This is a genomic window from Pantoea sp. B270 (assembly GCF_018726825.1).
Classification (GTDB): domain Bacteria; phylum Pseudomonadota; class Gammaproteobacteria; order Enterobacterales; family Enterobacteriaceae; genus Pantoea; species Pantoea dispersa.
In genome coordinates this window covers 67,699-90,796 of sequence record NZ_JAHCSX010000005.1, presented here as the reverse complement: position 1 = coordinate 90,796, position 23,098 = coordinate 67,699, and the positions used below count along the sequence as shown (strand labels likewise).

Here is a 23,098-nt window from a genome sequence, read left to right as displayed (position 1 = left end):
TGAACTCCATTTGTTAATGATGCAGGGGATGGCATCATTCAGGTACCTTCATTCAGACGAATGATAAATAACCGGCATATTTTTATCATCAGTGAGAATTAAGCAGCTTCATAAATGCGCTGATAAATAATGGCGCTGAATTCCTTTTGACTGGCCTGAACCACTGGCCGGGTGCCGTCTGTTTTGATGAAGCGGCTGGCGGCACCCTTCCGGTTGGTAAGAAGTGAAAATAATTAAACGATTTTAAAATTAAAAATATTTCATTTAATGCTGTTATGGCTCGCCGGTTTTCCCGTTACGACCCGGTCTCTTTTCCCGCTATCGGGTTCTCCGCTACCACGACTTTTTCCAGAATGAACTCGTCAAATAAAATGGCCAGTTCGCGCAGCCGTCTTACCTCCTCATTCTCCGGCAGCTGCTGTTCCGTTAAGTAATTGAGCGAATCCAGCAGGCGTACCTGTATTTCCATGTTCACGCTGCGGCGGTTAAACCGCGCGCTGATTTCCATGTCCCGGCGCAGATTCTCCGGAAAGCTGCTGCTGAAGGCCTTGCTTTTTCCCGGGGTGAACGTTTTTTTATCTGTATTTTTCTCTTCATCATTCCTGCATTTTTCCCGGATAATATCCAGACGGGACTGAATAAACTCATCGAACATCCTGGCCAGCGCAACCAGCCGCTGTCCCTCGTCGGTTTTAATCACGTGACGCCGCGGAGAAAACTGCATCGACGTAATTAACCGGCTGATGATTTCGTCGTTGGTGGTATACCGACGGACGCGTGCCGCCACGCGTAATTCCATCAGCAGGTTCTCCGGTAACCACAGTTTCCTGTACTGCATTTCCCCGCGGGCATATTTCCGTGGTCGTCCGCGACCGTCGGCCATCTTTTCTTTTACTTTCATGCGTTATCACCTCCCTACGAGGCTCACCCTGGACAGGCAGCAAGCGTACGCCACGCCCTTTCAGGAATAATCCTAAAAAGGAGCGTGAGAGACTTTAAAAGTGTGACTTGCGTCACAGATTTTTTTTTTTTGAGAAAATGTACACTTACGGCGCGTTACGTCTGTTTACGCACACTGACATTTCTTTAACTCAAATCGAGGGTTTTATACATGAAAGTTGTCACTTCACACCCTGCACCGGTGCAGGGGGCTGCGGAAGCCTGCGCGACGCTAAGCGGGGCGGCGCCAGAGGGACTTATCGGCATCACCCGCCGCGCCTTTAGCCAGATGTATGCATATGGTTATCGCCACCGTGCGAACGTACTGCTGCTGGCGCTGGTCGTGCTGGCCCTCGCGCTGCCGCACCTTGTGCGCGCAGAGGACCTGCTGTCCGGTCAGAAGCAGGACGCCAAAGATACGTTTGGTCACGGCAGCACCGTTGAGTGGGGGCTGTACATGGCCGAAGTCGTCATTTCCATAATCACCTTCATCAAAACCCGTAACCCGGCGCTGTTCGTGGGCGGCCTGGCTTTTCTTGTTGTTGTTACCCGCACGCTCTTCTCCCTGGCCGGCTAATCCCGTATGGACAGGGAATCGCTTCAGTACCAGTTCCCGGAAACCCTCAATGAGCAGAAACGCCTTATCGGACTCCCCACAGAGGAGGCCGTGCTCATCCTTGCGTGCGCCGGCATCGGCCTGCTCTGCGACATGTTCATCATCATGCTCATTGTGGCCGCCGCGCTCTGGCTGCTGGTCCGCCACCTGAAGAAGGGGCAGGGCACCTGGTGGCTCATGAACCTTCTTTACTGGTACCTGCCCACCGCGCTGCTCCGGCTGCAGTTCCGCCGCGTGCCTGACTCGAGTAACCGGCACTGGATGCAGTAACCCGCGCGCCGCCTTCGGGTGGCGCTTATTAAAAGGATAACGCTATGAAGTATCAGGTCCGGGAAGGGCGCAACCGGGTAATCATTCTTGCCCTGTGCGCGCTTTCGCTGCTCGTGTTTATTCTCGCTGCCAGCACCGTCGTCACCGGCGCGCTGGCGTGGCACTTTGCGAAAACGCAGAGGACCATCACTACCCCGATGATGTTTGACCGCCCGTTCACCTCCGGTTCCGCCTCCGGAGACGCGGCCTTAAACAGCATGCTGGTGCGCTCTTTCATTAACCTGCGCCTGTCCGTCACGCCGGAAACCGTGGACAGCCAGCACGCCGCCCTGCTGCGCTTCGTTCCCGCTGAATACCGTGACGACCTGAAAAAGCAGCTCGCCGCCGAAGCTGAGTACATCAAAAAGAACGGCGTCTCCTCTGTGTTCCGCATCGATGACGAAATGACCGACACCACCACCGGCGACGTCATTGCGCAGGGCACGCTGAGCGCCAGCACCACCAACGGCAACCTGAAGATATCACTTCCGGATTCGCATAAAGCCTACCGGCTTAGCGTGCACTACGTGGACGGCCTTATCCGCCTGACGGCCTTCCCCGAGGTGCCCTGGACCCAACCTGAACGCCGCCCGCAACAGGACTGACCCCATGAAAATGACCCTTTCCGCCATCGCCGTGGCCGGCGCGCTGGCGCTGCTGCCCGCCGCACAGGCCGCGGTGCCCGGCCCGGCCGGAACCATGTTTGAGAACAACGCGCACCTGAAGGCGCAGATGAGCAATACCAGCCCCAACAAAATCATCATCGACGGCGAGCTCATCACCGCCGTGACTGGTCCGGATAACGCCTACACGAAGGCCACCACCGCCGACGGCGCGCTGCTGATTACGCCGCTGACCGGGCAGGACTTCACCCTGTTCCTGGAAACCGCCGGGGGCGTCGGCGTCTCGATTGACGTCTCACCGAAACCCGGCAACGGCCGCACGCTGCATCTGATTCCGGCGGACGTGCCGCTGAAGCCCAACCCGGACGCGAAGGTGTGGGAGGAAAGCCAGCCCTTCCAGAAAACGCTGGTGAGCGTTGCCCGCAGCATCGTGAACGGCGACGTGCCGGAGAACTACACCGAGGTGAAAGTCTCGCGCGGCCCGGCGTATAACCCACCCTCGGGCGTGCAGCTGACGCCGGAGCGCCAGCTGGCCGGCTCGCACCTGCGCGTGATGCGCTACCGCATGAAAAACACCGGCTACGTGACGCGGGCGCTCAGCGAAAAGCAGTTCTGGCAGAAGGGCGTGCGCGCGGTGATGCTTTCAACCCGCACGCTTTATGCAAACGGCGAGGGCTTCGTGTGGGTGATTTTCTCCACTGACGCGGAGGGCGGCTCATGAGCAACATCAATACCGCCACGCGCCGCCGACAGTGGGTGATTGCCAGCGTCTCCGCCGCGGTCATGCTGGCGGTGGGCGGCGGCATCTGGGCGTACTCGCACCATCAGGCGGAGCTGAACAAGCCCGCACCTAAGGCCGCGCCGAACCTGACCGGCGGCCTGATAAACACCTCCTTTACCGATGGTGTGGCCACTGCGGCGCTGCAGCAGCAGCAGAACAAGACTGCGGGGCTTGAGCGCGACCTCGGCACGCTGACCAGCACGCTTAAAAGCCAGAACGACGAGCTCAAAAAGCAGCTCAGCACAATGGCCGACGCCATCACGCAGCTGCAGACGCAGCAGGCGCAGGGGAGTAAGGCGCCTGCCGCCTCGCAGCCAGCCAGCACTTCACCGGCGAATGGCCCCGTCCCGGCCGGACAGTCCGGTCCGGCGCAGTGGAGCATCAGCAATCCCGGCGGCGGACCGGCTGCCGGGCAGGGCAGTCAGTTCTATCCCGCGCAGGGGCAGGGGTTCTACCCTGGCGCCGGCACGGTGCGCCCGGGCGGTCTGAGCCGCGACACCTTCACTTACGCCGCGCTCACCGACAAAAAGACGAAGCTGCCCTGGATCCCCTCCGGCTCCTTCTCTGAGGCGGTGATGATTGAGGGCGCTGACGCCAACGCCAGCGTGACCGGCCAGCAGAATACCTCGCCGGTGGTCATTACCCTGCTTGGTGACGTCTCCATGCCCAACGGCAAGACCTGGAACATGGACCAGTGCCGCGTCACCGGAGAGATGTACGGCGATATCTCCAGCGAGCGCGGCGAGGTGCGCACCCATAACATCAGCTGCATCCTGAAGAACGGCAAGCATATCGACATGCCGTTCGACGGTCACGTGTCCTTCCAGGGCAAGGTAGGCATCCGCGGTAAGCCGGTGATGCGTAACGGCGCCATCATCGCCAACGCCGGCGCGGCCGGCCTGCTGTCGGGCTTCGGCGAGGGCATCAAGTCTGCCGCCACGCCGACGGTAGGACTCGGTGCAAGTGCCTCTGTCGGTGCCGGTGACATTCTTAAACAGGGCTTCGGCGGCGGTGCCAGCAAGGCGGCGGACACGCTGAGCCAGTACTGGATTAAGCGCGCCGAGCAGTACCACCCGGTGATTGATATCGGTGCCGGCAACGCCGTAACCGTGGTGTTCCAGAAGGGCTTCAGGCTGGAAACCATAGAAGACGCTGATGCCGAAAAGGCACAGAAAGAGGCACCGCAGCCGGTGGTGCAGCAGACCGCAGCGAACCAGCCGGTCAGCACCGGCGGCAGCAACAGCGCCCCGGTGTTAAACCCCGATGAAGTTCTGCGTCAGGCCAGCCAGCTGCGCCTCGGCGACACCATTAACTGACAGGAGTGAGCGATGGAAAACTGGTACGTGGCACAGACAAAGTGGGCGCAGGAGAAGTACGCCTGTCAACAGCTGCAGGGTCAGGGCGTCACCTGCCTGCTGCCGGTGTTTTCCCGCGTCCGGCTGCGCAACGGCAGGGTGCGCGGCGTGACGCCGCAGCCGCTCTTTCCGGGCTACCTGTTCGTGCGCTTCGATCCGGAGGTGGTGCACACCACCGCCATCAAGGGCACGCGGGGGATTTCCACGCTCATCAGCTTTGGCGGCCTGCCGGCGGTGGTGCCCGACCGCGTCATCGCGCAGCTGGAGACCGGCTGGGAGGGCGTGCCGCTTACCACGGACGCGCCGGTGAACGGTGACCGCGTGATGATTGAGGACGGGGCATTCGAGGGGCTGGAGGCGGTGTGGTGTGAACCGGATGGTACAAAGCGCGCCATTCTGCTCCTGACCCTGATGAACCGCCAGGTGCGCGTGCCGGTGGAAAGCCATATGCGCTTTCACATCACCGCGCGCGGGGAGGCGGCATGATCAGGACACGCTTATCCGATGAAAAACGCCGGCGCCGTCAGCTGGGAGAGATACGGGTCATGGTGGCCAGCTGGAAGCACGGCCAATCGCCTTATGCCGACACGCTGGTTGTCTGCATACTGGCATTGGCGGTACTGGCCGTGCTCTGGGGCGATTACTCTTATCATGGGCGGGTCTGGGCCGGCTGGCTGATGGTGCTGCCCGCCGTTGTTGTGGCTGCCGCCGTTGTCATGCGGCTGCGGGAGCCGCTTAACTGGCAGGACCTGATTGCCCGAAGGCTGGCGGTCTATCCCTATCGGGACGTCACGGCCTGGCGTGAACTGCAGCAGGTGGTGGTTGAGGCAGGATTTATTTCGGTCCCCATGCTTGCCTGCTGGCTTGATAAAGAGATGCAGACCTTCACGACGCCCGCCCGGCGGCGGACTTTTGCTTTCACTGAGCGTGAACGGGATGAGCGCGGGGAATCTGACTGCAGGAGCCATCATGAATAAACGCACCCGCCGGGAGCAGCGTATCCGGCTCTGCGCGCTGCAGCTCCGCTACCGTAAAGCGTGGAAGACGCAGGCCAGCAGCTGCAGGCTCGCGGCGCTGCTCACCGAAATCGAGGTGATTCAGCACCGTCTGGCCGCAGACAGTACTCAGACGGAGGCCGTATGCAGCTGAGCTTCCAGCGGCTGGCCATCGCGAGTGCCGCCAGCGCCTGTCTGGCCAGTGCGGCGCTGCTGCTCCACCTTTCCGGCTTGGTTCTTTAACCTTATCGCTTAATCTGAGGTGCCTATGGTTCCTGATAAAAAAGTCACCCCGCCGGAAGCGCTGCTCATCCGCGTGACGCATCCCGCCGGCAATATGGTGTTCCGGCTTGAAAGACTTAATACCCGACCGGTTCCGGATGCGGCAATTCGCCCGCTGGCAGAGAATTCCGGGCACGTACCCGCACTCGCTGACGTCACGATTGAGCGGCTGGCGGCGTACATTGCTGACGTCATTCGCCAGGTTTCACCGGGCACACCGCGCGCAGACGTCTGGGCACACATAAAAGCACCGGTAAAAAACGTACCCGCTGCCAGCAGACATCGCGTTATGAGCGAGGATGCGCTTAAGGACCTGCAGATGGTGCAAACCTTTATGAAAAAGAAGCATACAGACTGAATCGCGAATTTTTGTGCCTTCACCAGGGCAACCCGCACCATTCGTTTAACCCACACCACTCACTTTTAATACCGCTGCGGCCAGGCCGCCACTGAGGATACCCCCCATGCAAAAACTTTTTGCGTGCGCACTGCTGTGCGCGGCGCTGACCGGCTGCGCCGGCATGAACTCTGACTTTGACTGTAACAAAACCGCCACGGACCAGTGCCTGTCGATGTCTGAGGCCAGCAAACTGGCATCAAAAGGAAAAAGCCTCGACGACCTGACCGCGCAGAAGGAGGCCGGCCCAAAGCCTGCCGCTGAGGCGCTGGCGACGCCCGGCAATGTGAAGCCCGCCGTTAATCCTTACCGCCCCGTGAGCGTGGCGACGCTGACTCCCCGTCCTGTCTCCGGGCAGGCGCTGAGCGCAGACAGTCTCCGTGCATCCACGGTGCCGGTTCGCGCAGCAACACCGGTGGTACCGGGTGATTACAGCGGACCGGGACAGGTAGACGCCCGCCGCATTCCTGACGCGACGCAGCGCCTGTGGATCGCGCCGTGGGTCGACGAGCAGGACAGCTTCCATCAGCCCGCCGTGGTGGAATTCGTTAAGCAGAAATCACGCTGGGACGAAGATTTCCGGGTTATCAGAGAGGGGGAGTAATGAAAAAACGCTTTTCTTTCCGTTCCGCGCATGAGCAGCGGGTGCCCGCATCGTCTGCGGCCGCACTGCATCACCGGCTCTGGCCCGGTATCAGTCTGCTGCAGGCGGATGTTTCATCGGGGCATATTTTCATCTGCGCCGACACCGGCGCAGGCAAAAGCCTGCTGTTACGGGATGCGATGAACACAGTGCTACGCGCAACTTACGCAGGAGTTCAGCATGCTCAGTAACGTTATCGATCACCTCGCCGGCATTATGAACAGCAGCCGGGACGAGGGCGGGGCAAAGCTTGCCCGCCAGAAGCTGCAGGAAAGCTTCAGCTACCCCTCACTGACCAGCCTGCTGCCGTGGCGCGAGTTCGACGAAAAATCGGAACTCTTCATTAATACCCGCTCGGTAGGCTTTATGCTGGAGGTGGCACCGCTCGCCGGCGCAAACCAGCAGGTGGTGCAGGCGCTGGACGACCTGATGCGCAAAAAGCTCCCGCGCAGGACGCCGGTCACGGTGCTGATGGTGGCCAGCAAATGCGTGGGTGACATGCTGGAGAACGGGCTGAGCCGTGACATGTGGAAGGGCGACATGGCGCCGCAGCTCAATGCCATCACCAAAGCCTACTGGGAGCGATCGGCCCTGAAGGGGCTGGCCAACGAGCGAGAATATCCGCTCTACCTGCGCAACTACCGCGTGTTTCTGGTGTATGCGCACCCCGGCACCGGCGGCCTTAAATCGATGGACGAGGTGGCGCAACTTCGGGAGACCGTCCGCGTGTCCCTGATGTCCGCGTCAATGGATACGCGACGGGTGGGCGCGTCGGAGTTTCTGTCGATCATCCGCGAGCAGCTGAACTATCGCCCCGGTCAGGTCAGTACGGCCAGCGAGCACTGGAACCCGGAGCAGGAGCTGCACCGCCAGTGCGTGGACACCAGTACAGAAATGGAGGTGCACCCGGATTACCTGCGGCTGACCACCTCCACAAAAGCCGGTGACAGAGCCGTAGAGGAGGGCGCTGCGTCCACGATGGCCAGTACGCGCATCGTGAACATGCAGCTGACTAAGGTGCCGAAGCAGTTCGCGCTCTGGCAGGCAGCCGACAACCTGCAGAACATGCGCTTTCCCGATCTCGGCATCCCCTGTCCGTTCCTGCTGAGCTGGACCATCTGTGTGGAAGAACAGGTCAGCAGCCAGAACGAGGCGTTCCGTAAGGAGCAGGACATGGGCAAGAAGGCCAACTCCTCCTACGGCAAGCTGTTCCCCAACACGCAGCGCACCTACGAGGAGTGGCGCGACCTGCGCATGGGGCTTGCCAGCAACGAAATTGCCATGTGCAGCTTCAATCTTAACCTGACGCTGTTTACGCCCGACAGCGACAGCGGGCAGCAGCGCTGTGAGCTCTCGGCCATCAACGTGTTCCGTAAAAATGACCTGGAGATGTCCGCACCCCGTTATCAGCAGCTGCGCAACTGGCTGACCTCGCTGCCGTTCGTGATGCAGGAGGGGCTGTGGGACGACATGAAGCACATGAACGCCACCCTGCGCTGCAAAAGCTTTAACGCCGTGAACCTGATGCCGGTAGTGGCCGAGCGTCAGATGTCGCCGAGGGGCATACCGCTGGCTACCTACCGCAACCAGCTGGCCTTTTTTGACATGTTCGATGAGGAAAACGGCTCGACCAACTTTAACATCGGCGTGACGGGCACGTCGGGCGCGGGCAAAAGCTTCCTGATACAGGGGATCCTGCGTGAGGTCCTGAATGCGCAGGGGTTTGCCTGGGTTATCGACATGGGGGGGAGTTACAAAAACTACTGCCGTCAGGCGGGCGGCGCGTACCTGGACGGTGCCACGCTGCGCTTTAATCCGTTTGCCAACGTAACGGACATCGCCGAGTCGGTGGAGGGTATTACCGGCCTGCTGACCGTACTGGCGAGCCCGCAGGGCAACCTGGATGAGGTCAGCGAAGCCATTCTGCAGAAAGGCGTGGTGGCGGCATATGAGACGAAGCAGAACCGGGCGCGCATCGATGACGTGGTGCACTACATGACGTCTGCGGAAGTCAGGGAGGCGTATGGCGAACAGCCTACCATCATGAGCCGCATCAACGAGCTGGTGCTGCTGCTGGACCGCTGGTGCACCTGGGGCAGCGACGGGGAGTACTTTAACTCGGATAACCCGACGCTTGACGGAGAAACGCGCTTCACGGTACTCGAGCTGCTGAGTCTGGAAAGCCGCCCGCACCTGCTGTCCGCGGTGCTGTATTCCCTGATTCTGGCGATTCAGGAAAAGATGTACCACTCACCGCGCAGCCTCAAGAAGCTCGCCATCATCGACGAGGCCTGGCGCCTGTTCAGCGGGCAGAACCCGCACGCCGCGCGCTTTATCGAAACCGGCTACCGCACGGTGCGCCGCCACCGCGGCGCGTTTATCACCATCACGCAGGGTATCAGGGACTTTACCGGCCTGCCCGACAAGCCGGCATCGTCCGCTGCCGCTGCGGCCTGGGATAACAGCGCCACCAAAATCACGCTGCTGCAGGAAGCGAAGGCCTTCAAGACCTACCTCAACGCCAGTCCGGATCAGTTTACCGAGATGGAAACGCAGATTATCCGCGGCTTTGCCAAAGCCCGCCTGACGGGGTTCAGCTCTGTGATGATCTCAATGGGCGAGCAGAGTTCGTTTTACCGGGTATTTGTCGATCCGGTCACGCGCGCGATGTTCAGCACCACGGGTGAGGACTACGAGTGGATGACCGAGGCGCAGAAGGCCGGCGCAACCAGCGAGGAAGCCGCGTACCTGCTGGCCAGCGAGCCGCACATGTATCAGGCCGAGATGCAGGAGCTGGAGCGCTGGGCCTGCCTGCCCCCCGTATAAAAAGAGGAATCAACGATGCAGGAAGATATCCACGCCTTATCCGCTGTGGAGGGCGAAACGCCGGACGCGCAGCCATTGCGTGAGGGCGTAACCGTGAAGCGCGTTTCCGGCCTGCTGCACCGTCGTAGCGTCCGGCTGGCCGCGTTTGCCGCGCTGGTCATCACGCTCAGCGCCGGCGTCAGCGCGCTGGTTGCGCAGGCCGTACAGCCTGACTACGTGGTGTTTGACATGAAGGGCACCATCGACACCTTCCGCCAGCAGACCGCGCAGTCTGCGCTGGATAAGGAGAGACTGGCGGCGCTCACGAAGCGCTTCGGCTCTGCGCTGGACGCGAGCCTGTCGGACTGGCAGGCCGCGCACGGCGGCGTCATCCTGGTGAAGGGCGCGGTGGTGGCCGGCGTCACAGACATTACGCCGGCGATTCAGGCCGATATCGCCCGCCAGATGCAGGCGACGCCATGAAGCGGCTCACCACAGCGGTTGCTCTGCTCGCCACAGCGGTTATCTGGTCCGCGCAGGCGAAAGAGCTCGGCACCATCGGCCACCTGTTTCCCATTGCCGAGCCCGACCTGCTGGCCTTTATCGGCCAGCGCCTGCAGGGCATGAAAGACAGCGGTGAGCTTGACCGGCTGCAGCGCGAGGCCGAGGCGCGGGTGAAGGCCCACGCCGTCAGGCCCGCGCCGGTGGCCGGCCTGACGCCGGCGAAAACGGACAGGGCATTCCTGTATGACCCGACCTTCACGGTGCGGGAAACCATCCGGGACATGCGTGGCAACGTCATCGCCCGGGCGGGAGACAGGGTCAACCCGCTGGATAAGGTCGCCTTCAGCGAGACGCTGTATTTCATCGATGGCGACAACCCGCAGCAGATGGCGTGGCTGAAGCCGCAGCTCGCCGGGCAGCAGAATTATAAGGTCATTCTGGTCAACGGTAACGTGCACGACAGCAGCATCGCGCTGGATGAGCCGGTGTACTTCGACCAGTACGGCACGTTAACAACAAAATTCGGCTTTGAGCACACGCCGGTGCGCATCACGCGCGCGGACAGGATGCTGAAGGTGGAGGAGGTGGCGCTGAAATGAGTCACAACGCACGGGGGCAGACGGCCCCGAAGAAGTTAAAGCGTCATGTCGCACAGGTGCGCCTCGATGACGACGACAAATCCGGGCTGCGCCGCATGACCGCCGAGTTCCCGCTGTACTCGGAGTCGATGATTATGCGCGCGGCGCTGCAGACGCTGCTGGCGTGCAGCGGAGAGGTCCGGTCGGCCATCGTACTGGCCTCACTCACCGACAAAGACGTGGGAGAGGTCATGCGTCAGTACGGCATGACGGTGCTGGCGGGGGGCATCATGCAGAATGAATTGCTGCCGCGACTGGTTAATGACTGGAAATCTTCAGAGGCTCCCGCCATGCAGCAAAATGCAGCGCCAGCCGTGCAGCCGGTCTGGAGCGCGCCCGCGCCTGAGCCCGCTTGTCGCGCGGAAATTTCGCTTTCGCCAGCGAGTATTCGCGCACTCGGTGACCTGACGGATCATCTGCCCGCGGCCGGTTTATTCCTTATGCTGCTGGTGCTGTCCGTTGTGATGGTTCGTGTGGGGCGGGTGTTCACTGCCAGGCAGGCGGATCGGGCTGATGCATTCAGCGTTCGCCACGGAACGTCGGTTCCCGTGCCGGCGCCGTTCGGCAGTCCGGCGATGGCTGCACGTGCGCTTGCGCATGAGGAAACCGCGTACTGGCAGCAGCTGCTGGCCGCTTTCGCAGCCGCCATTGAGGCGGAAGGATACACCTTTGGCACCGATGCACGGGCAAAAGTGGCGTTACCGCACGCCGTGCGGGCCCGTGCGGGTGGGGCAATTGTGAAAGCGCGCTCGCGGCACATTACGCCGCTGCGGAGTGAAGCGGCGCTGGAAGATTTGCAGCTGCAGGCAGCGGAGGACGGCTACGCGGGCAGCTGGGCGGACTGGTGTCAGCAGGGCGCAGAGGCGGCCGGCTGGTATGTCATCAGGCGTGAGGTGAACCAGCTGCCTGACGGTGCGGTAACGACGTGAGGATCGGGGTATGACTCAAACCCAAACTGGCTTTTTGTCCCTGATACCGGGCGAAGCGATGTAGAATTCGGCGGTAAACACGGTATTCATGAAAAGGATGACAACATGAAGGACCTGCACTGGCACTGGCCTGAGAGTATGACCTGTACAGACGGGGTGCTAATCAGCGTGATGATACTGGTGGTAGTCACGCTGTGGTGGCGGCTGGTCACTGACTTCCGCTCGCTGCGCCGCCTGCGCCTGACGGATGACGTCCTGACGCCGGCGCGGCTGCGCTTTGCATCCGTCAGCGTGATGCTGGAATGCCTGATGGCAACGTTCGTTACCTCGTGCGTGCTCCTGCTGCTGAAGTTTCTCTTTCTCTGATCACCTTAACGTTCTTTTCCTCCCCGCGCTGCGCAGGCTGTTCGTTCCTCGCATACGCTGCGGTACGCCTCAGCCTGCACCCCGCAGGCAGGCCTGATTAACGTCTGACCCCGGCAGCCCGGCTGCCGCAACCACGGAATTTCCTCTTATGACACACCCCGCTGAAATATCGGCTAAGCCGGTCGTGCGCGATCGTTGGGGCGGCTGGACGCATCCGGCCTTTTTTCTGCCGGCAGACGGCAATGATTATCCGCAGCCTGGCGAGTTTGAAGCCTGGCTTAACGCGCATCATATGCAGGCGGCGACCACCTGGATGGAAAACGACGTCCCGGACTGGATGATGTCGGACTACCGGAAAACCGGTAACTGCAGTCAGTGGCAGCCTTCCGGACCCCCTGGTGGGGGCTGGTTTACCGGCAGCATCCACGACACGGACGACGGCCCGGTGTGCGTCTGGCTGCGGCGAAAGGCGGAGGCACAGGACGCATGAAGCGCTTTCTCCTCATACTGTGCCTGCTGACTGCGGGCATTATGGCAAAGCCGGTGATGGCGGCAACCAGCAACGCCGGCGACGGCCGCTGGGTGAATCCGATCAGCGACGTCTGCTGGAAGTGCCTGTTTCCCATGTCGCTCGGCAGCATTCAGCTGGCCTCCGGCGCGCACCCGGACACGCCGAACCCGGCCTCGCCCATTCAGCTGTGCCCGTACGGCATTTTTTACCGGCTGGGGCTGGCCATCGGCTTCTGGGAGCCGCTGGCGCTCACCGACGTGACCCGCGAGCCGGGCGTGATGGTGAACATGGGCGGGTTTAAAATCGACCTCGGCCGCACCGGTACCGGGCGCGGGGGGCAGAGCGACGCGCCCACGCCCGGCAGCTTCTATCACGTGCACTGGTACAAGTATCCGCTGATTTTCTGGCTCAACATCATCACCAGTACGGGCTGCATGCAGACTGGCGACATGGACATTGCCTACCTCTCGGAGGTGGACCCGCTCTGGAACGACAGCACGCTTGCCATGATCCTGAATCCGGAAGTGGCGCTCTTCAGCAACCTGCTGGCGCAGGGCGCCTGCGCGGCTGACTCAATCGCTTCTACCGCGGGTATGCCGCTGGACCCGCTGTTCTGGTGCGCCGGTGCACAGGGCTCGATGTACCCGTTCACGGGCTATACCAGCAACGAGTTTTCGCCGCTGGAGGCTTCGCTGCTGGTCAGCGAGCGCATGGCCTTCAAGCTGCACCGGGAGGGACTGGTGATGGAGACGGTCGGGGCGGACGTGGCGGTGTGCTACGAATATCCGTCCCCGATCATCCCAAAATCCCGCTGGCGCTACCAGATGGTGAACATGTACCCCGAACCCTCGGACTGCCACCCGTTCGGTACGACCACGCAGCTGTGGGGCTCGGTACACAACTCTCCCGCGTCGAAGAAGAACTTCGGCTACCTCATGTGGCGAAAGCGCAACTGCGTTTACCTGTAAGGAATCAGCATGAATATTCCACTGACTACGGCGCTGGCCCTCAGCGCTGCGCTGCTCTGCGCGACCACGCAGGCGGCTGAGCAGCCCACCATTTCCGGCAGCGACATGACGTACATGAAACAGCAGCAGCGCGAGCTGGAGCTGTTCAAAAGCCAGCTGCAGGGCACGAACATCACCCTGCCGGACGCGCAGCAGGGACGGGTGGCGCAGATGCAGAATGAGATTGCCGCCGCGCAGGCGGAGCAGAACAGCGCGACCCGGCAGACGCCGCGCGCGGTGTATTTCGTGAGCCTGGGCATTCCGGAGGAGGGGCTGCTGCCGATGCTCTCTGATGCCCGCCGCTTCGGCATTCCGGCTACCCTGCGCGGGCTGCTGAACAACGACTTCCGCCAGACCGCAGAGAAGATGTTTGAACTGTCGAAAAAGGATAAGCAGGCGGGCGTACAGATTGACCCGACCCTGTATCAGCAGTACGGCATTAAGGCGGTGCCTGCGCTGGTTGTGACCTGCGGTGGCAAATTTGACGTGCTGTACGGCAGCCTGCCGGTGCAGCAGGCGCTGGAGGAGGTCAGGCAGCGCGGTGACTGTTCAGCCACGGCGGCGCAGCTGCTGCAGAATGCGGAGGGCGCGCGATGAAGCGACTGCTACTCATCCTGCTGCTGTTCTCCGTCGCCGGGGCCCGTGCTGACGACGTCAGCGATGCTTATAACGCCGGTGCGGGGTATGCCGGCGCGAACAAAGGTCAGGGAACATCGGCAGCAAAAGGCACAGACCCGGCGTCCGTTATTCCGGGCTACACATCAAGCCCATCGCAAAGCGGCTACTACGGCGGGGTGCAGGGCGGAGATGGTGGCATCAGCGATAAAGGCCAGACCGAACTCAGCCAGAACGAGGCCGGGCAGGCAATATCAGACTCGTCCACGAAAAACCCGGCGGTGACCATCGACCCGAACGCCGACTTTATCCGGAACGGTAAAAATGCCGAGGCGAACAGCGGCTCCATCGTGGACGGCACGAACCAGCAGTGCACCACCAAAGTGGTGTCAAAGTCGGTGTTTGAGAACTACAGCTGCGACCGGGATGTGGCACAGGTGCAGACGTGTGCACGCACCGGAAGCATTCAGGTAACGGGTTCGAAGGAAACGTTTAACACCCAGCTCGTACTTGACGCTGCGAATTCTACAGCAGTCCTTCTGGATGATTACTGGGTGCGCTATGACTTCACTGCGCCAGAGTCCGGCGTTGTCAGCGCAGGAACGTGGGAGTTCCTGTACCCCAAATCGCCAGGCTATCACAGTCAGGATGGCAATCGACTGTGGTACACCATGAAAGCCTTCGACCTCACGGTAGATCATATCACGGTAAACAATAGCGGACAGGCGGCACTCACACCGCAGCGCATTACTAAAGGCCAGATAGTTTCATTATACATACGCTACCACACTGACGGTCACCAGGACTCCGGGCGTGACGGGATAGTCAGGTCCGCCAGTAACGGCAATTATGTTTTCAGGATGGTTTTCCCTGTGGCTGCCGAACGTGACACGACCAGCTCACAGGTTGTCTGGAGTGAGTCCTGCGGCTTCGATAAATCAAAGGCTACCGGTACGGCAGGCACGGTGTGTACCGACCCGGGCGGGAGCCGGACGGTAAATCAGAACGGCAAAGACTATACGCAGAGCGCCTCCTGCTGGCAGTACTCGGATGCCTATATCGTGCCGGTCAGCTCAACCGGCAACTGCAGCACGCTGATGGCCAACAAAAACTGCACGGTCTCAGCCCGCAGCTGTACTCAGAAAGAAGGCGGCACCTGCCTGCACGAGCAGGACACTTACCAGTGCCAGACCGCCTACAGTTCAGAAGGGCTGCTGTGCGGCGGTCAGTACTTCTGCCGGACCGGTGACTGCAGCGGAACCGACGGCGCCGGCGACAGCGGCTTTGATACCGCGGTGGCGAAGCTTGCCGGCCTGGCCTCGGCCGGCGATGACGTCAAAGCCGATCAGGTAAACGTGAAGGCGTTCACCGGTCAGGCGCTCTACTGTCGCAAGGCAATGGCGGGCTTTTCCAACTGCTGCGTCGACACCGGCTGGGGCAACAGCGCCGGGCTTGCCAACTGCAACAGCGATGAGATGGCCATCGGCAAGGCGAAAGCCAAAAAGGTCACGGTGCTGGTCGGTGAAGCCTGCAACCGGGCGGTGCTTGGCGTATGCGTGCAGAAGAAGCAGGCCTACTGCGTATTCGGCGGAAAGCTTGCCCGTATCATTCAGGAGCAGGGTCGCCGCGACCAGCTGCACGTGAGCTTCGGCAGCGGTGACTCCCCCAACTGCCGCGGCATCACGGTGCCTGAGCTGCAGGCGATTAACTTCGACCTGATTAACTTCCAGGACTTCTACAGCGACCTCATGGCCAACCAGAAAATTCCTGACTCCGCCACGATGGTGAAGCAGGCGAAAGATCGCATCGCCGCGCAGGTGCAGGCGCAGACCGGAGGAAAAAAATGAAGCAGATTGTGCTTGCCTGCCTGCTGATGGCGGGCGCCTGTCAGGCTCTCGCGGACGATGCACCGTCAGCTGATGCGGTCGTGACGCCCGCAGAGCCGTTCACCGGCTGGCACTGGTACAACGAGCCGAAGAAAAAAACCGATCCCCCTGCGCCGAAGCCGCAGCCCGCGCCGCAGGTGCCGGACTTCAGCCGGCTGTCACCCAGCGAGCAGGCTGACGTGCTGAAAGGCTACACGAAGGAGGCGCTGAACAACGCCATCCTGCACCCGTCGGCGGAGAATACGGCTACCTTCCTGCGCTGGCAGAAGTTCTGGACCGACCGGGCCTCGATGTTCAGCCAGTCGTTCGCGGTGGCGCAGCTTGACCATCCGGATCTCGACTACAACCTGGAACACCCGCACTACAACAGCACCGCGCCGCTGCAGCAGGCACGCGATCAGGCCGAGCAGACGCAGGCTATCAGCGAACTCGCCGGGCAGTATGGCCTGTTCTACTTCTACCGGGGAGGGGACCCGATAGACGCGCAGATGGCGGGCGTGGTGGCGGACTTTGCCCGCCTGCGTCACGTCTCGCTGATACCGGTGAGCGTGGACGGCACGGTGTCGCCGCAGGTGCCTGACAGCCGTCAGGACGCGGGACAAAGCGCGCGCATGGGCATTACCCACTTCCCGGCGCTGTTCCTGGTCGACCCGAAGTCAAAAAGCTTCCGCCCGCTCGCCTACGGTTTTATGACGCAGGATGACCTGGCGAAGCGCTTTCTTAACGTGGCCACCGGCTTTAAACCTAACTTCTGAGGAGTTCATGATGCTAACGCTATCACCCGTCTGGCACGGGCGGCTGCGCGCTGCCCGTGGCCTGACGAACCTGCTGATGCAGACGCTGGTTATCCACCCGGCGCTACTGTTCTTCCTGCTGTTTCTGCTGTCCGCACATCAGCACGCCGGCGGCGCCGGGCAGATGCTGCTTGATGAGGCCGAAAAGCTGGTTCGCGACGCGTCGGCGGGGCAGGTGTGGGGCTGTGTATCACAGGCGAGGCCTCTGACGGCGTTCCCGCCCGCTCCACTGTCAGTGTTTCGTGAAGAAGCCCCTGTTCCGGATGCGTTAAAACCTGACCCCACGCCCGTGATGTGTGAGAAGGCGGCGGTCAGCCGCGAGGCGTGGGCTGCTGAGGCCGGCAGCACGCTGCTGTTGCTCTACAGGACTGCAGTGGTGCTTTCCGTCCTAGCTAATCTGGCCGTGTGGCACCTGCGCCGCCGCGCTAAAGGAGAACATGAATGAAACAACTACCGCTTATCGTCACGCTGTTTATGGCGGGCATTATCTTCAACTGCCTGCGCCAGCTGCTGACGTACTCCGAGAGCCTGACGTACGACGTGCTGATCGTCGTATCGGTGGCGTGTTTTGTCCTTATGGGACTGGGGATTCTCCTCGGGATCATCGCGCACCGCCGCGCGCGCAGCGGACCGGGAGGCCATCATGAGGCTTAAGGTTCTGCTGGCGGCAGCGTTGCTGCTGCCGGTGCTGGCACAGGCTTCGGTGGCCGACGAAATCGCCGCGCTGGAGCAGGCAAAGGCGCAGCAGGGGGCTCAGCTGCCAGACTTCGGGCTGCCGGGCAACCTGTCTGCCCGAACCGCGCCGGCGAAGCCACCGAATCTGATGACGCTGACCGATGGCCGGCGCGTAAATCTCAACGACTACGCGGTGGTGGTGTTCATGCAGCGCGGCTGCCAGTACAGCGCGAAGTTTGATCCAAAACTGAAGGCGTGGGCGGATGAAACCGGCATAAAAGTGTATCCGTACACGCTTGACGGGTACGGCGATACATCCTTCCCGGTGGCGCTCATTCCGCGCAAGGCCGGGCCGAACGAGCCCATCGCCGGCGAGATCCTGACGTTCTTCGGCAACGGTCTGCCCATCGCGACGCCGACCACCTTTATGGTCAACGTGAACACCAACATGGCTTATCCGCTTTATCAGGGCGACACCGACATGGGCACGGTAAGCCAGCGCCTCGCGCAGATGATAGAGGCCGACATTGACCATCTGCCGCCCGACACGCTGGGACCGGTACCGAGCAGTGCTTCGCTGACCCCGCAGTAACGCACGCGGCCCCGCCGCATACGGAAAAAATCATGACGGAACACCCTTTTACGCTCTCGCGAACCGAGACGGCGCTGCTGCTCGTCTGCGCCTCAATGCTGGCGGCGGCCGGGATTTATGCCTGGCTTGCCTGCGACCTTGCCCACCTGCCCGCCGGTGTCGCTTACGGCACGGATGCGCTGCTGCTGAGCGGGCTGCAGCTCTACCCGCTGCTGTTTCTGTTTGCCCTTGCCGGCGGCTTTGGCTGCGGCGCGCTGGTCAGCATCACGCTGCGCCGGCACGGATTCATGACAGACCGGAGTTTTCAATGAAAAAGAAAGATCGTTTTAATGTGAGGGCGGCATCATGAACCTTCGTCAGCTAGTTATCAGCGCATTGGCGGCGCTAACCATCAGCAGCCCGGCGCTGGCCGACGTGCAGGGCGACCTCAACGGCTACTTTGGCAGCCTCGGCTTTGACGGCAACGTCTCAAAAGCGCAGGCGTGGCAGGGACAGGCCGCGGGCTATTTCACCGGCGGTTCGGTTTATCTGCGTAACCCCGTCAAACAGGTACAGCTCATCTCGATGCAGGTGCCCTCGCTGAACGCCGGCTGCGGTGGCATCGATGCTTACCTCGGGGCGTTTTCCTTTATCAACGGCGCCGAGCTGCAGCGGTTCGTGAAGCAGATTATGAGTAACGCCGCCGGCTACGCCTTTGACCTCGCGCTGCAGACGATGGTGCCGGAGCTCAAGCAGGCCAAAGACTTCCTGCAGAAGCTGGCCTCGGACGTGAACTCTATGAACATGAGCTCCTGTCAGGCCGCGCAGGGCATTATCGGCGGTCTCTGGCCGGTATCGCAGGTGTCCAATCAGAAAATCTGCCAGGACATTGCCGGCGAGAGCAACATTTTCTCTGACTGGGCGGCGTCCCGTCAGGGCTGCACGGTAGGCGGGCAGGGTGACAGCGTCACCAGTCGCGCCTCTGATAAAGATAAGGACCAGGTGCTGAAAAACAAAAACCTCATCTGGGACGCGCTGGGCCGCAACCACCTGTTTGACGGCAACCGTCAGCTGAAGGAGCTGGTGATGAGCGTGGTGGGCTCCATCATCTTCAACAAGGACGGGCAGGTCACCATCCTGACCCCGCTGGTCGATAACCGCGACATCATCAATGTCCTGATGCGCGGTGGTACCGCAAAAATATACAGCTGCGACGAGCAGGATCTGTGCCTCGGGCCCATGCCTGCAGATGTAACGGTCAGCAGCGATGTGGCGCTGGTGACGCAGGTCCGCAACATCATGATTTCCATCGACAGCAAGCTCAGCGCCGACACCGGCCTGTCAGACAGGGAAAAGGGCTTTATCAACACCACCTCGGTGCCGGTGCTCAAGTACCTGACCAACTCACGCAGCATGGGCATGAGCCCGACCTACCTTATTCAGGTCGCGGACTTCATCGCGCAGGACATGATGATCCAGTACCTGCAGGAGCTGGTGAAGCAGGCGAGTCAGTCGCTGGCGGGTAAAAACTTCCCGGAACAGGCCGCCGGCGAGCTGCGAAACAACGTGCAGACCGCGACCTCCCTGCTGGCGCAGATGAAGCTGCAGTCGACCGCCGACCAGAACGCGCTGGACGGTATCGATCGCAACATGCAGTACCTGCAGCAGCAGGTATCGACCATTATCTCAACGTCCTATCAGGGCAACTATCAGTGGGGGACCGGCAATGACTGATTCTATGGTGCCGGACATGATCGCAGCGTCCTGGCAGGGCAATTCTCAGCGGGGTATCCGTCATGACTGAAGTCTGGACCATTTACGGCGGTGACATGTGGCGGCAGGTGTTTAACGGCGTTGTCACCGTCATCGGCAGCGACACATACGATACGCTGAAGCGCATCGTCGGGCTGTTTGGCGTGCTGGGCGTGATGTTCAGCTTTATCAAAACCCGCAACCCGACGGTGTTTCTGCACTGGCTGGCCGTATTCTTCGTGATCACCTCAGTGCTGCTCGTTCCGAAGCGCAGCGTGCAGATTATCGACGTCACGGACCCGGCGGCGGTGTACGAGGTGGACAACGTGCCGGCGGGTCTCGCCTTCATCGCCGGGCTGACCACGTCCACGGAGTTCGGCCTGGCGCGCCTCTATGAGTACAGCTTCTCGCGTCCGGACTCGCTGACTTACACGAAGTCCGGCATGCTGTTCGGCTCGCAGATCGTGGCGCAGACCACAGACTTCCGCTCGCAGAACCCGCAGCTGTCACAGATGCTGACCGATTACGTGGAGAATTGCGTGGTGGGCGACATCCTGCTGAACAACAAGTACACCGTGTCGCAGCTGCTCAACAGCACCGATCCGCTGACGCTGATCACCGATAACCCGAGCCCGCTGCGCGGTCTGTATCAGGATACCGGCGGCGGACGCCAGTTTATCACCTGCCAGCAGGCGGCGGCGGTCATCAAAAACCTTATCGGTGCGGACGTGCGCATCGGCGGCACGACGTGGCACGCGCTGGCCACGCGTATTTTCGGCAACCGCGTGAGCGGGGATACGCTGCTCGGCAACGCGATGGATGAGAGCTACAACTTCTTTTACGCGGGCGGCCTCAGCGCCTCGCAGATCATGCGCAACAACATTACCAACGCGGCCATCCGCGATGGCTGGAAGGGCTTTGCGGCACGATCGTCGGATACCGCCAACCTGCTGAATCTTGCCACCGAGTCGAGTCTGACCAAGCAGCGCATCAGCTGGGGTGCGGGCGGGGTGATTGCCGCGCGCACACTGCCAATGTTCCAGTCGCTGATGATGCTGGTCCTGATTGCGCTGTTCCCGCTGGTGATCGCGCTGGCGCTGGTGAATCACGATATTTTCGGGCTGAAAACGCTGAAGCTGTACGCGGGCGGGTTCATCTATTTCACGATGTGGCCGGTGATGTTCGCCATCCTCAACTCGCTGGCCAACTTCTACCTGCAGACCAAAACCGGGGCGACGCCGCTGGTGCTGGCCAATCAGGACCAGGTGGCGCTGCAGCATTCGGACGCGGCCAACATCGCGGGCTATCTGAGCATGTCCATTCCGGTGCTGGCGTTCTTCCTGACCAAAGGGGCGGCGTCAGTGGGCTCGCAGGTTGTGGGTAGCGTAATGAGTTCAGCTGCATTCGCAACCGGCGGGCAGGCGTCCACCACGGCGGACGGCAACTGGTCGTTTAACAACATGTCGATGGACAACGTGAACGCCAACAAGTTTGACACCAACATGCTCCGCCGTTCGGGGTCGCAGAGCATCCAGACCGGCAACAATGCGATGATGACGCAGACGGCGGACGGCCACACGGTGGTGGATACCAGCCAGGCGATATCCAACCTGCCGGTGAGCATGCGGCTGAGCTCGCTGGCCAGCAGCGGGTTCTCCGAACAAGCACGTCAGGCGCAGCAGCAGGCGCAGAGTTCGCTGGATGGCTACAACCACAGTGTGACCAGCGGGTTCCAGCAGATGAACCAGCTGACGCAGCAGAGCGGCAACAGCGACACCGTCACGCAGGGCAGCGACAACAGCGTGGCCACCAGTATGAGCCGCGGGGTCAGCAAAATGCAGTCGGCGGTGGAAAGCTATGCGAAGTCGCACAACGTTTCCGAGCAGCAGGCGTATAACCAGCTGATGGATATCACCAATCAGGGGAGCGCCGGTGCGGGTGTCAGGGAATATGTGAAATTCGATTCCGGCGACCAGCTGGCCGGGAAGCTCGGTAAGTGGGCCACAGGCCTCAGCGCCGGCGGTGAGGCGAACCTGAACACGGACTGGCGTCACACCTCCGGCAGCTCACACGGCACGCAGGACAGCCACGCGGAGGGTCGTGATAACCGTCATGACCAGAGCAGCCAGGAGGCGCGCGACTTCCGTCAGGGCATGGACATGGTGACGTCGACCCGCCTGAGCGAGTCGGGCAGTCACACGGACAACCAGTCGAACTCACTTGCACAGCAGTTCGCGGCGACGCTCAATGACGCAAAAAGTCAGTACCATCAGTATACGGAGAGCAGCACCCGCAGCCAGGAGTTCAGCCGCATGGCCACGCTGTCGCAGACGCAGAGCGCGAGCCTGGACGCCAACTACAATCAGGAGTTTGTTGACTGGACTACGGCGAAGTATGGCAGCGACGCGCAGAACATACTGACCAACGTCCGGAGCGCGCAGGGTGCGGCAACCGAGTTTATGCACGAGCGGCTTGAGCCGGAAATCATGCGCAACTACGGCGCCCGGACTGAGCAGGTGAATGGCCAGCCGCTGCAGCCGGCTCAGTCACTGGACGTTCCGGGGGGAGCGCGGAGTAGTGATGTTGAGAGGGGAGGCGTGCCGGAGACTGTCAGCGGCGGTGCTGTCCGCACGGCATCTCATCCCAGCAAGTATTCCACTGCGGAGAGACGCGGCAGCGGCGTCACGGAGGAAAACGTGCAGATACGTGAACGTAATCTGACCGCGCCGGCAGGTGCCCCGTCGCAGGCCATGAGCGAAGATTTCAGCAGTGGCTCACAACGCGTGGGCGAGAAGGCATCGGGTGCCGGTATTGAAAGTAACGTGGCCAACAAGGTCGCAGCACAAAGATCTGGCCTGATGGAAACAATCAGGGAAAATGACGGTAAAATCGCTGAAAATAAAACCACTGTTCAGACGTCCAGTGATATACTCAGGAATGAGCATCAAGGGGCGGTCAGAAGTCAGCAGATAGGGCGCACTGAAGAGGATATCAGGCAGACAAAACCTGTTTTCGATAATGCTGAAGCCACCGGATTTGAAGAAAAACTGCAAAAGCTTAGAGCGGCCCAGAAAAAGGCATCTTAGTTTAATTAAAGGACGGCAT

At 61.1% G+C, this 23,098-nt stretch carries 28 protein-coding genes; 27 read left to right on the top strand and 1 reads right to left on the bottom strand.

Features of this window, described 5'->3' with window-relative positions; translation table 11 throughout:
- Nucleotides 1-295: 295 nt before the first annotated feature.
- The gene (locus tag KOL70_RS23480; protein WP_215481779.1) at nucleotides 296-901 is read right to left on the bottom strand and encodes a hypothetical protein; all 606 of its coding nucleotides are present in this window, start codon (nucleotides 899-901) and stop codon (nucleotides 296-298) included.
- 210 nt (nucleotides 902-1,111) lie between these two features.
- Between KOL70_RS23480 and KOL70_RS23475 the strand changes: the two genes are divergently transcribed.
- The 27 genes from KOL70_RS23475 (at nucleotide 1,112) to traG (ending at nucleotide 23,079) form a co-directional block, all read left to right on the top strand.
- On the top strand, nucleotides 1,112-1,516 hold the full coding sequence (locus KOL70_RS23475) for a conjugal transfer protein TraA (RefSeq protein WP_215481778.1): 405 nt from the start codon (nucleotides 1,112-1,114) through the stop codon (nucleotides 1,514-1,516).
- Nucleotides 1,517-1,522: 6 nt separating this feature from the next.
- Nucleotides 1,523-1,825, top strand: coding sequence for a type IV conjugative transfer system protein TraL (gene traL, locus KOL70_RS23470; protein WP_215481777.1), 303 nt, complete (start codon nucleotides 1,523-1,525; stop codon nucleotides 1,823-1,825).
- Between the two features lie 44 nt (nucleotides 1,826-1,869).
- Nucleotides 1,870-2,469, top strand: coding sequence for a TraE/TraK family type IV conjugative transfer system protein (locus KOL70_RS23465; RefSeq protein ID WP_215481776.1), 600 nt, complete (start codon nucleotides 1,870-1,872; stop codon nucleotides 2,467-2,469).
- Nucleotides 2,470-2,473: 4 nt separating this feature from the next.
- Nucleotides 2,474-3,208 (top strand): F-type conjugal transfer protein TraK, encoded by a 735-nt coding sequence (gene traK, locus KOL70_RS23460; RefSeq protein WP_166720367.1) that lies wholly within the window; start codon nucleotides 2,474-2,476, stop codon nucleotides 3,206-3,208.
- Nucleotides 3,205-4,584 carry an F-type conjugal transfer pilus assembly protein TraB gene (gene traB / locus KOL70_RS23455; protein ID WP_215481775.1) on the top strand — a complete coding sequence of 460 codons (1,380 nt, stop codon included), beginning with the start codon at nucleotides 3,205-3,207 and terminating at the stop codon, nucleotides 4,582-4,584. The genes traK and traB overlap by 4 nt, the downstream gene beginning before the upstream one ends.
- Nucleotides 4,585-4,596: 12 nt before the next feature.
- Nucleotides 4,597-5,109: a transcription/translation regulatory transformer protein RfaH gene (gene rfaH, locus KOL70_RS23450; RefSeq protein WP_166720365.1), complete on the top strand. Its 513-nt coding sequence runs from the start codon at nucleotides 4,597-4,599 to the stop codon at nucleotides 5,107-5,109.
- On the top strand, nucleotides 5,106-5,600 hold the full coding sequence (locus KOL70_RS23445) for a hypothetical protein (RefSeq protein ID WP_215481774.1): 495 nt from the start codon (nucleotides 5,106-5,108) through the stop codon (nucleotides 5,598-5,600). The genes rfaH and KOL70_RS23445 overlap by 4 nt, the downstream gene beginning before the upstream one ends.
- Entirely contained in the window at nucleotides 5,593-5,772 is a 180-nt protein-coding gene (locus tag KOL70_RS23440; RefSeq protein ID WP_127835206.1) for a hypothetical protein, read from the top strand. Before KOL70_RS23445 ends, KOL70_RS23440 begins: the two co-directional genes overlap by 8 nt.
- Before the next feature lie 114 nt (nucleotides 5,773-5,886).
- Nucleotides 5,887-6,258, top strand: a complete 372-nt coding sequence (locus KOL70_RS23435) for a hypothetical protein (protein ID WP_215481773.1) — start codon at nucleotides 5,887-5,889, stop codon at nucleotides 6,256-6,258.
- A gap of 106 nt (nucleotides 6,259-6,364) precedes the next feature.
- Nucleotides 6,365-6,901: a type IV conjugative transfer system lipoprotein TraV gene (traV, locus tag KOL70_RS23430; RefSeq protein ID WP_215481772.1), complete on the top strand. Its 537-nt coding sequence runs from the start codon at nucleotides 6,365-6,367 to the stop codon at nucleotides 6,899-6,901.
- Entirely contained in the window at nucleotides 6,901-7,131 is a 231-nt protein-coding gene (locus KOL70_RS23425) for a hypothetical protein (RefSeq protein ID WP_215481771.1), read from the top strand. Before traV ends, KOL70_RS23425 begins: the two co-directional genes overlap by 1 nt.
- Nucleotides 7,121-9,766: a type IV secretion system protein TraC gene (gene traC, locus KOL70_RS23420; protein WP_215481770.1), complete on the top strand. Its 2,646-nt coding sequence runs from the start codon at nucleotides 7,121-7,123 to the stop codon at nucleotides 9,764-9,766. The genes KOL70_RS23425 and traC overlap by 11 nt, the downstream gene beginning before the upstream one ends.
- Before the next feature lie 15 nt (nucleotides 9,767-9,781).
- Nucleotides 9,782-10,228 (top strand): type-F conjugative transfer system protein TrbI, encoded by a 447-nt coding sequence (gene trbI / locus KOL70_RS23415; protein ID WP_215481769.1) that lies wholly within the window; start codon nucleotides 9,782-9,784, stop codon nucleotides 10,226-10,228.
- Nucleotides 10,225-10,848, top strand: coding sequence for a type-F conjugative transfer system protein TraW (gene traW, locus KOL70_RS23410; protein WP_127835201.1), 624 nt, complete (start codon nucleotides 10,225-10,227; stop codon nucleotides 10,846-10,848). The genes trbI and traW overlap by 4 nt, the downstream gene beginning before the upstream one ends.
- Nucleotides 10,845-11,816, top strand: coding sequence for a hypothetical protein (locus tag KOL70_RS23730; RefSeq protein WP_254185928.1), 972 nt, complete (start codon nucleotides 10,845-10,847; stop codon nucleotides 11,814-11,816). The genes traW and KOL70_RS23730 overlap by 4 nt, the downstream gene beginning before the upstream one ends.
- A gap of 105 nt (nucleotides 11,817-11,921) precedes the next feature.
- Nucleotides 11,922-12,182 carry a hypothetical protein gene (locus KOL70_RS23400; RefSeq protein ID WP_215481768.1) on the top strand — a complete coding sequence of 87 codons (261 nt, stop codon included), beginning with the start codon at nucleotides 11,922-11,924 and terminating at the stop codon, nucleotides 12,180-12,182.
- Nucleotides 12,183-12,330: 148 nt separating this feature from the next.
- Nucleotides 12,331-12,672 (top strand): hypothetical protein, encoded by a 342-nt coding sequence (locus KOL70_RS23395; protein WP_215481767.1) that lies wholly within the window; start codon nucleotides 12,331-12,333, stop codon nucleotides 12,670-12,672.
- Nucleotides 12,669-13,661, top strand: coding sequence for a conjugal transfer pilus assembly protein TraU (gene traU / locus KOL70_RS23390; protein WP_211725936.1), 993 nt, complete (start codon nucleotides 12,669-12,671; stop codon nucleotides 13,659-13,661). The genes KOL70_RS23395 and traU overlap by 4 nt, the downstream gene beginning before the upstream one ends.
- A 9-nt stretch (nucleotides 13,662-13,670) precedes the next feature.
- Nucleotides 13,671-14,297 carry a type-F conjugative transfer system pilin assembly protein TrbC gene (gene trbC, locus KOL70_RS23385; RefSeq protein WP_215481766.1) on the top strand — a complete coding sequence of 209 codons (627 nt, stop codon included), beginning with the start codon at nucleotides 13,671-13,673 and terminating at the stop codon, nucleotides 14,295-14,297.
- Nucleotides 14,294-16,162: a type-F conjugative transfer system mating-pair stabilization protein TraN gene (gene traN, locus KOL70_RS23380; protein WP_215481765.1), complete on the top strand. Its 1,869-nt coding sequence runs from the start codon at nucleotides 14,294-14,296 to the stop codon at nucleotides 16,160-16,162. Before trbC ends, traN begins: the two co-directional genes overlap by 4 nt.
- Complete coding sequence (traF, locus tag KOL70_RS23375; RefSeq protein ID WP_125311101.1) at nucleotides 16,159-16,956, top strand: type-F conjugative transfer system pilin assembly protein TraF; 798 nt, start codon at nucleotides 16,159-16,161, stop codon at nucleotides 16,954-16,956. The genes traN and traF overlap by 4 nt, the downstream gene beginning before the upstream one ends.
- A 7-nt stretch (nucleotides 16,957-16,963) precedes the next feature.
- Nucleotides 16,964-17,440, top strand: a complete 477-nt coding sequence (locus KOL70_RS23370; RefSeq protein ID WP_254185927.1) for a hypothetical protein — start codon at nucleotides 16,964-16,966, stop codon at nucleotides 17,438-17,440.
- The gene (locus KOL70_RS23365) at nucleotides 17,437-17,649 is read left to right on the top strand and encodes a hypothetical protein (RefSeq protein WP_166720354.1); all 213 of its coding nucleotides are present in this window, start codon (nucleotides 17,437-17,439) and stop codon (nucleotides 17,647-17,649) included. The genes KOL70_RS23370 and KOL70_RS23365 overlap by 4 nt, the downstream gene beginning before the upstream one ends.
- Nucleotides 17,639-18,262, top strand: coding sequence for an F-type conjugal transfer protein TrbB (gene trbB, locus KOL70_RS23360; RefSeq protein ID WP_215481764.1), 624 nt, complete (start codon nucleotides 17,639-17,641; stop codon nucleotides 18,260-18,262). Before KOL70_RS23365 ends, trbB begins: the two co-directional genes overlap by 11 nt.
- A 32-nt stretch (nucleotides 18,263-18,294) precedes the next feature.
- Nucleotides 18,295-18,573 (top strand): hypothetical protein, encoded by a 279-nt coding sequence (locus tag KOL70_RS23355; RefSeq protein WP_215481763.1) that lies wholly within the window; start codon nucleotides 18,295-18,297, stop codon nucleotides 18,571-18,573.
- 34 nt (nucleotides 18,574-18,607) lie between these two features.
- On the top strand, nucleotides 18,608-19,975 hold the full coding sequence (gene traH, locus KOL70_RS23350; RefSeq protein WP_215481762.1) for a conjugal transfer pilus assembly protein TraH: 1,368 nt from the start codon (nucleotides 18,608-18,610) through the stop codon (nucleotides 19,973-19,975).
- Between the two features lie 62 nt (nucleotides 19,976-20,037).
- Complete coding sequence (gene traG / locus KOL70_RS23345) at nucleotides 20,038-23,079, top strand: conjugal transfer mating-pair stabilization protein TraG (RefSeq protein WP_215481761.1); 3,042 nt, start codon at nucleotides 20,038-20,040, stop codon at nucleotides 23,077-23,079.
- The last annotated feature ends 19 nt before the right edge of the window (nucleotides 23,080-23,098 follow it).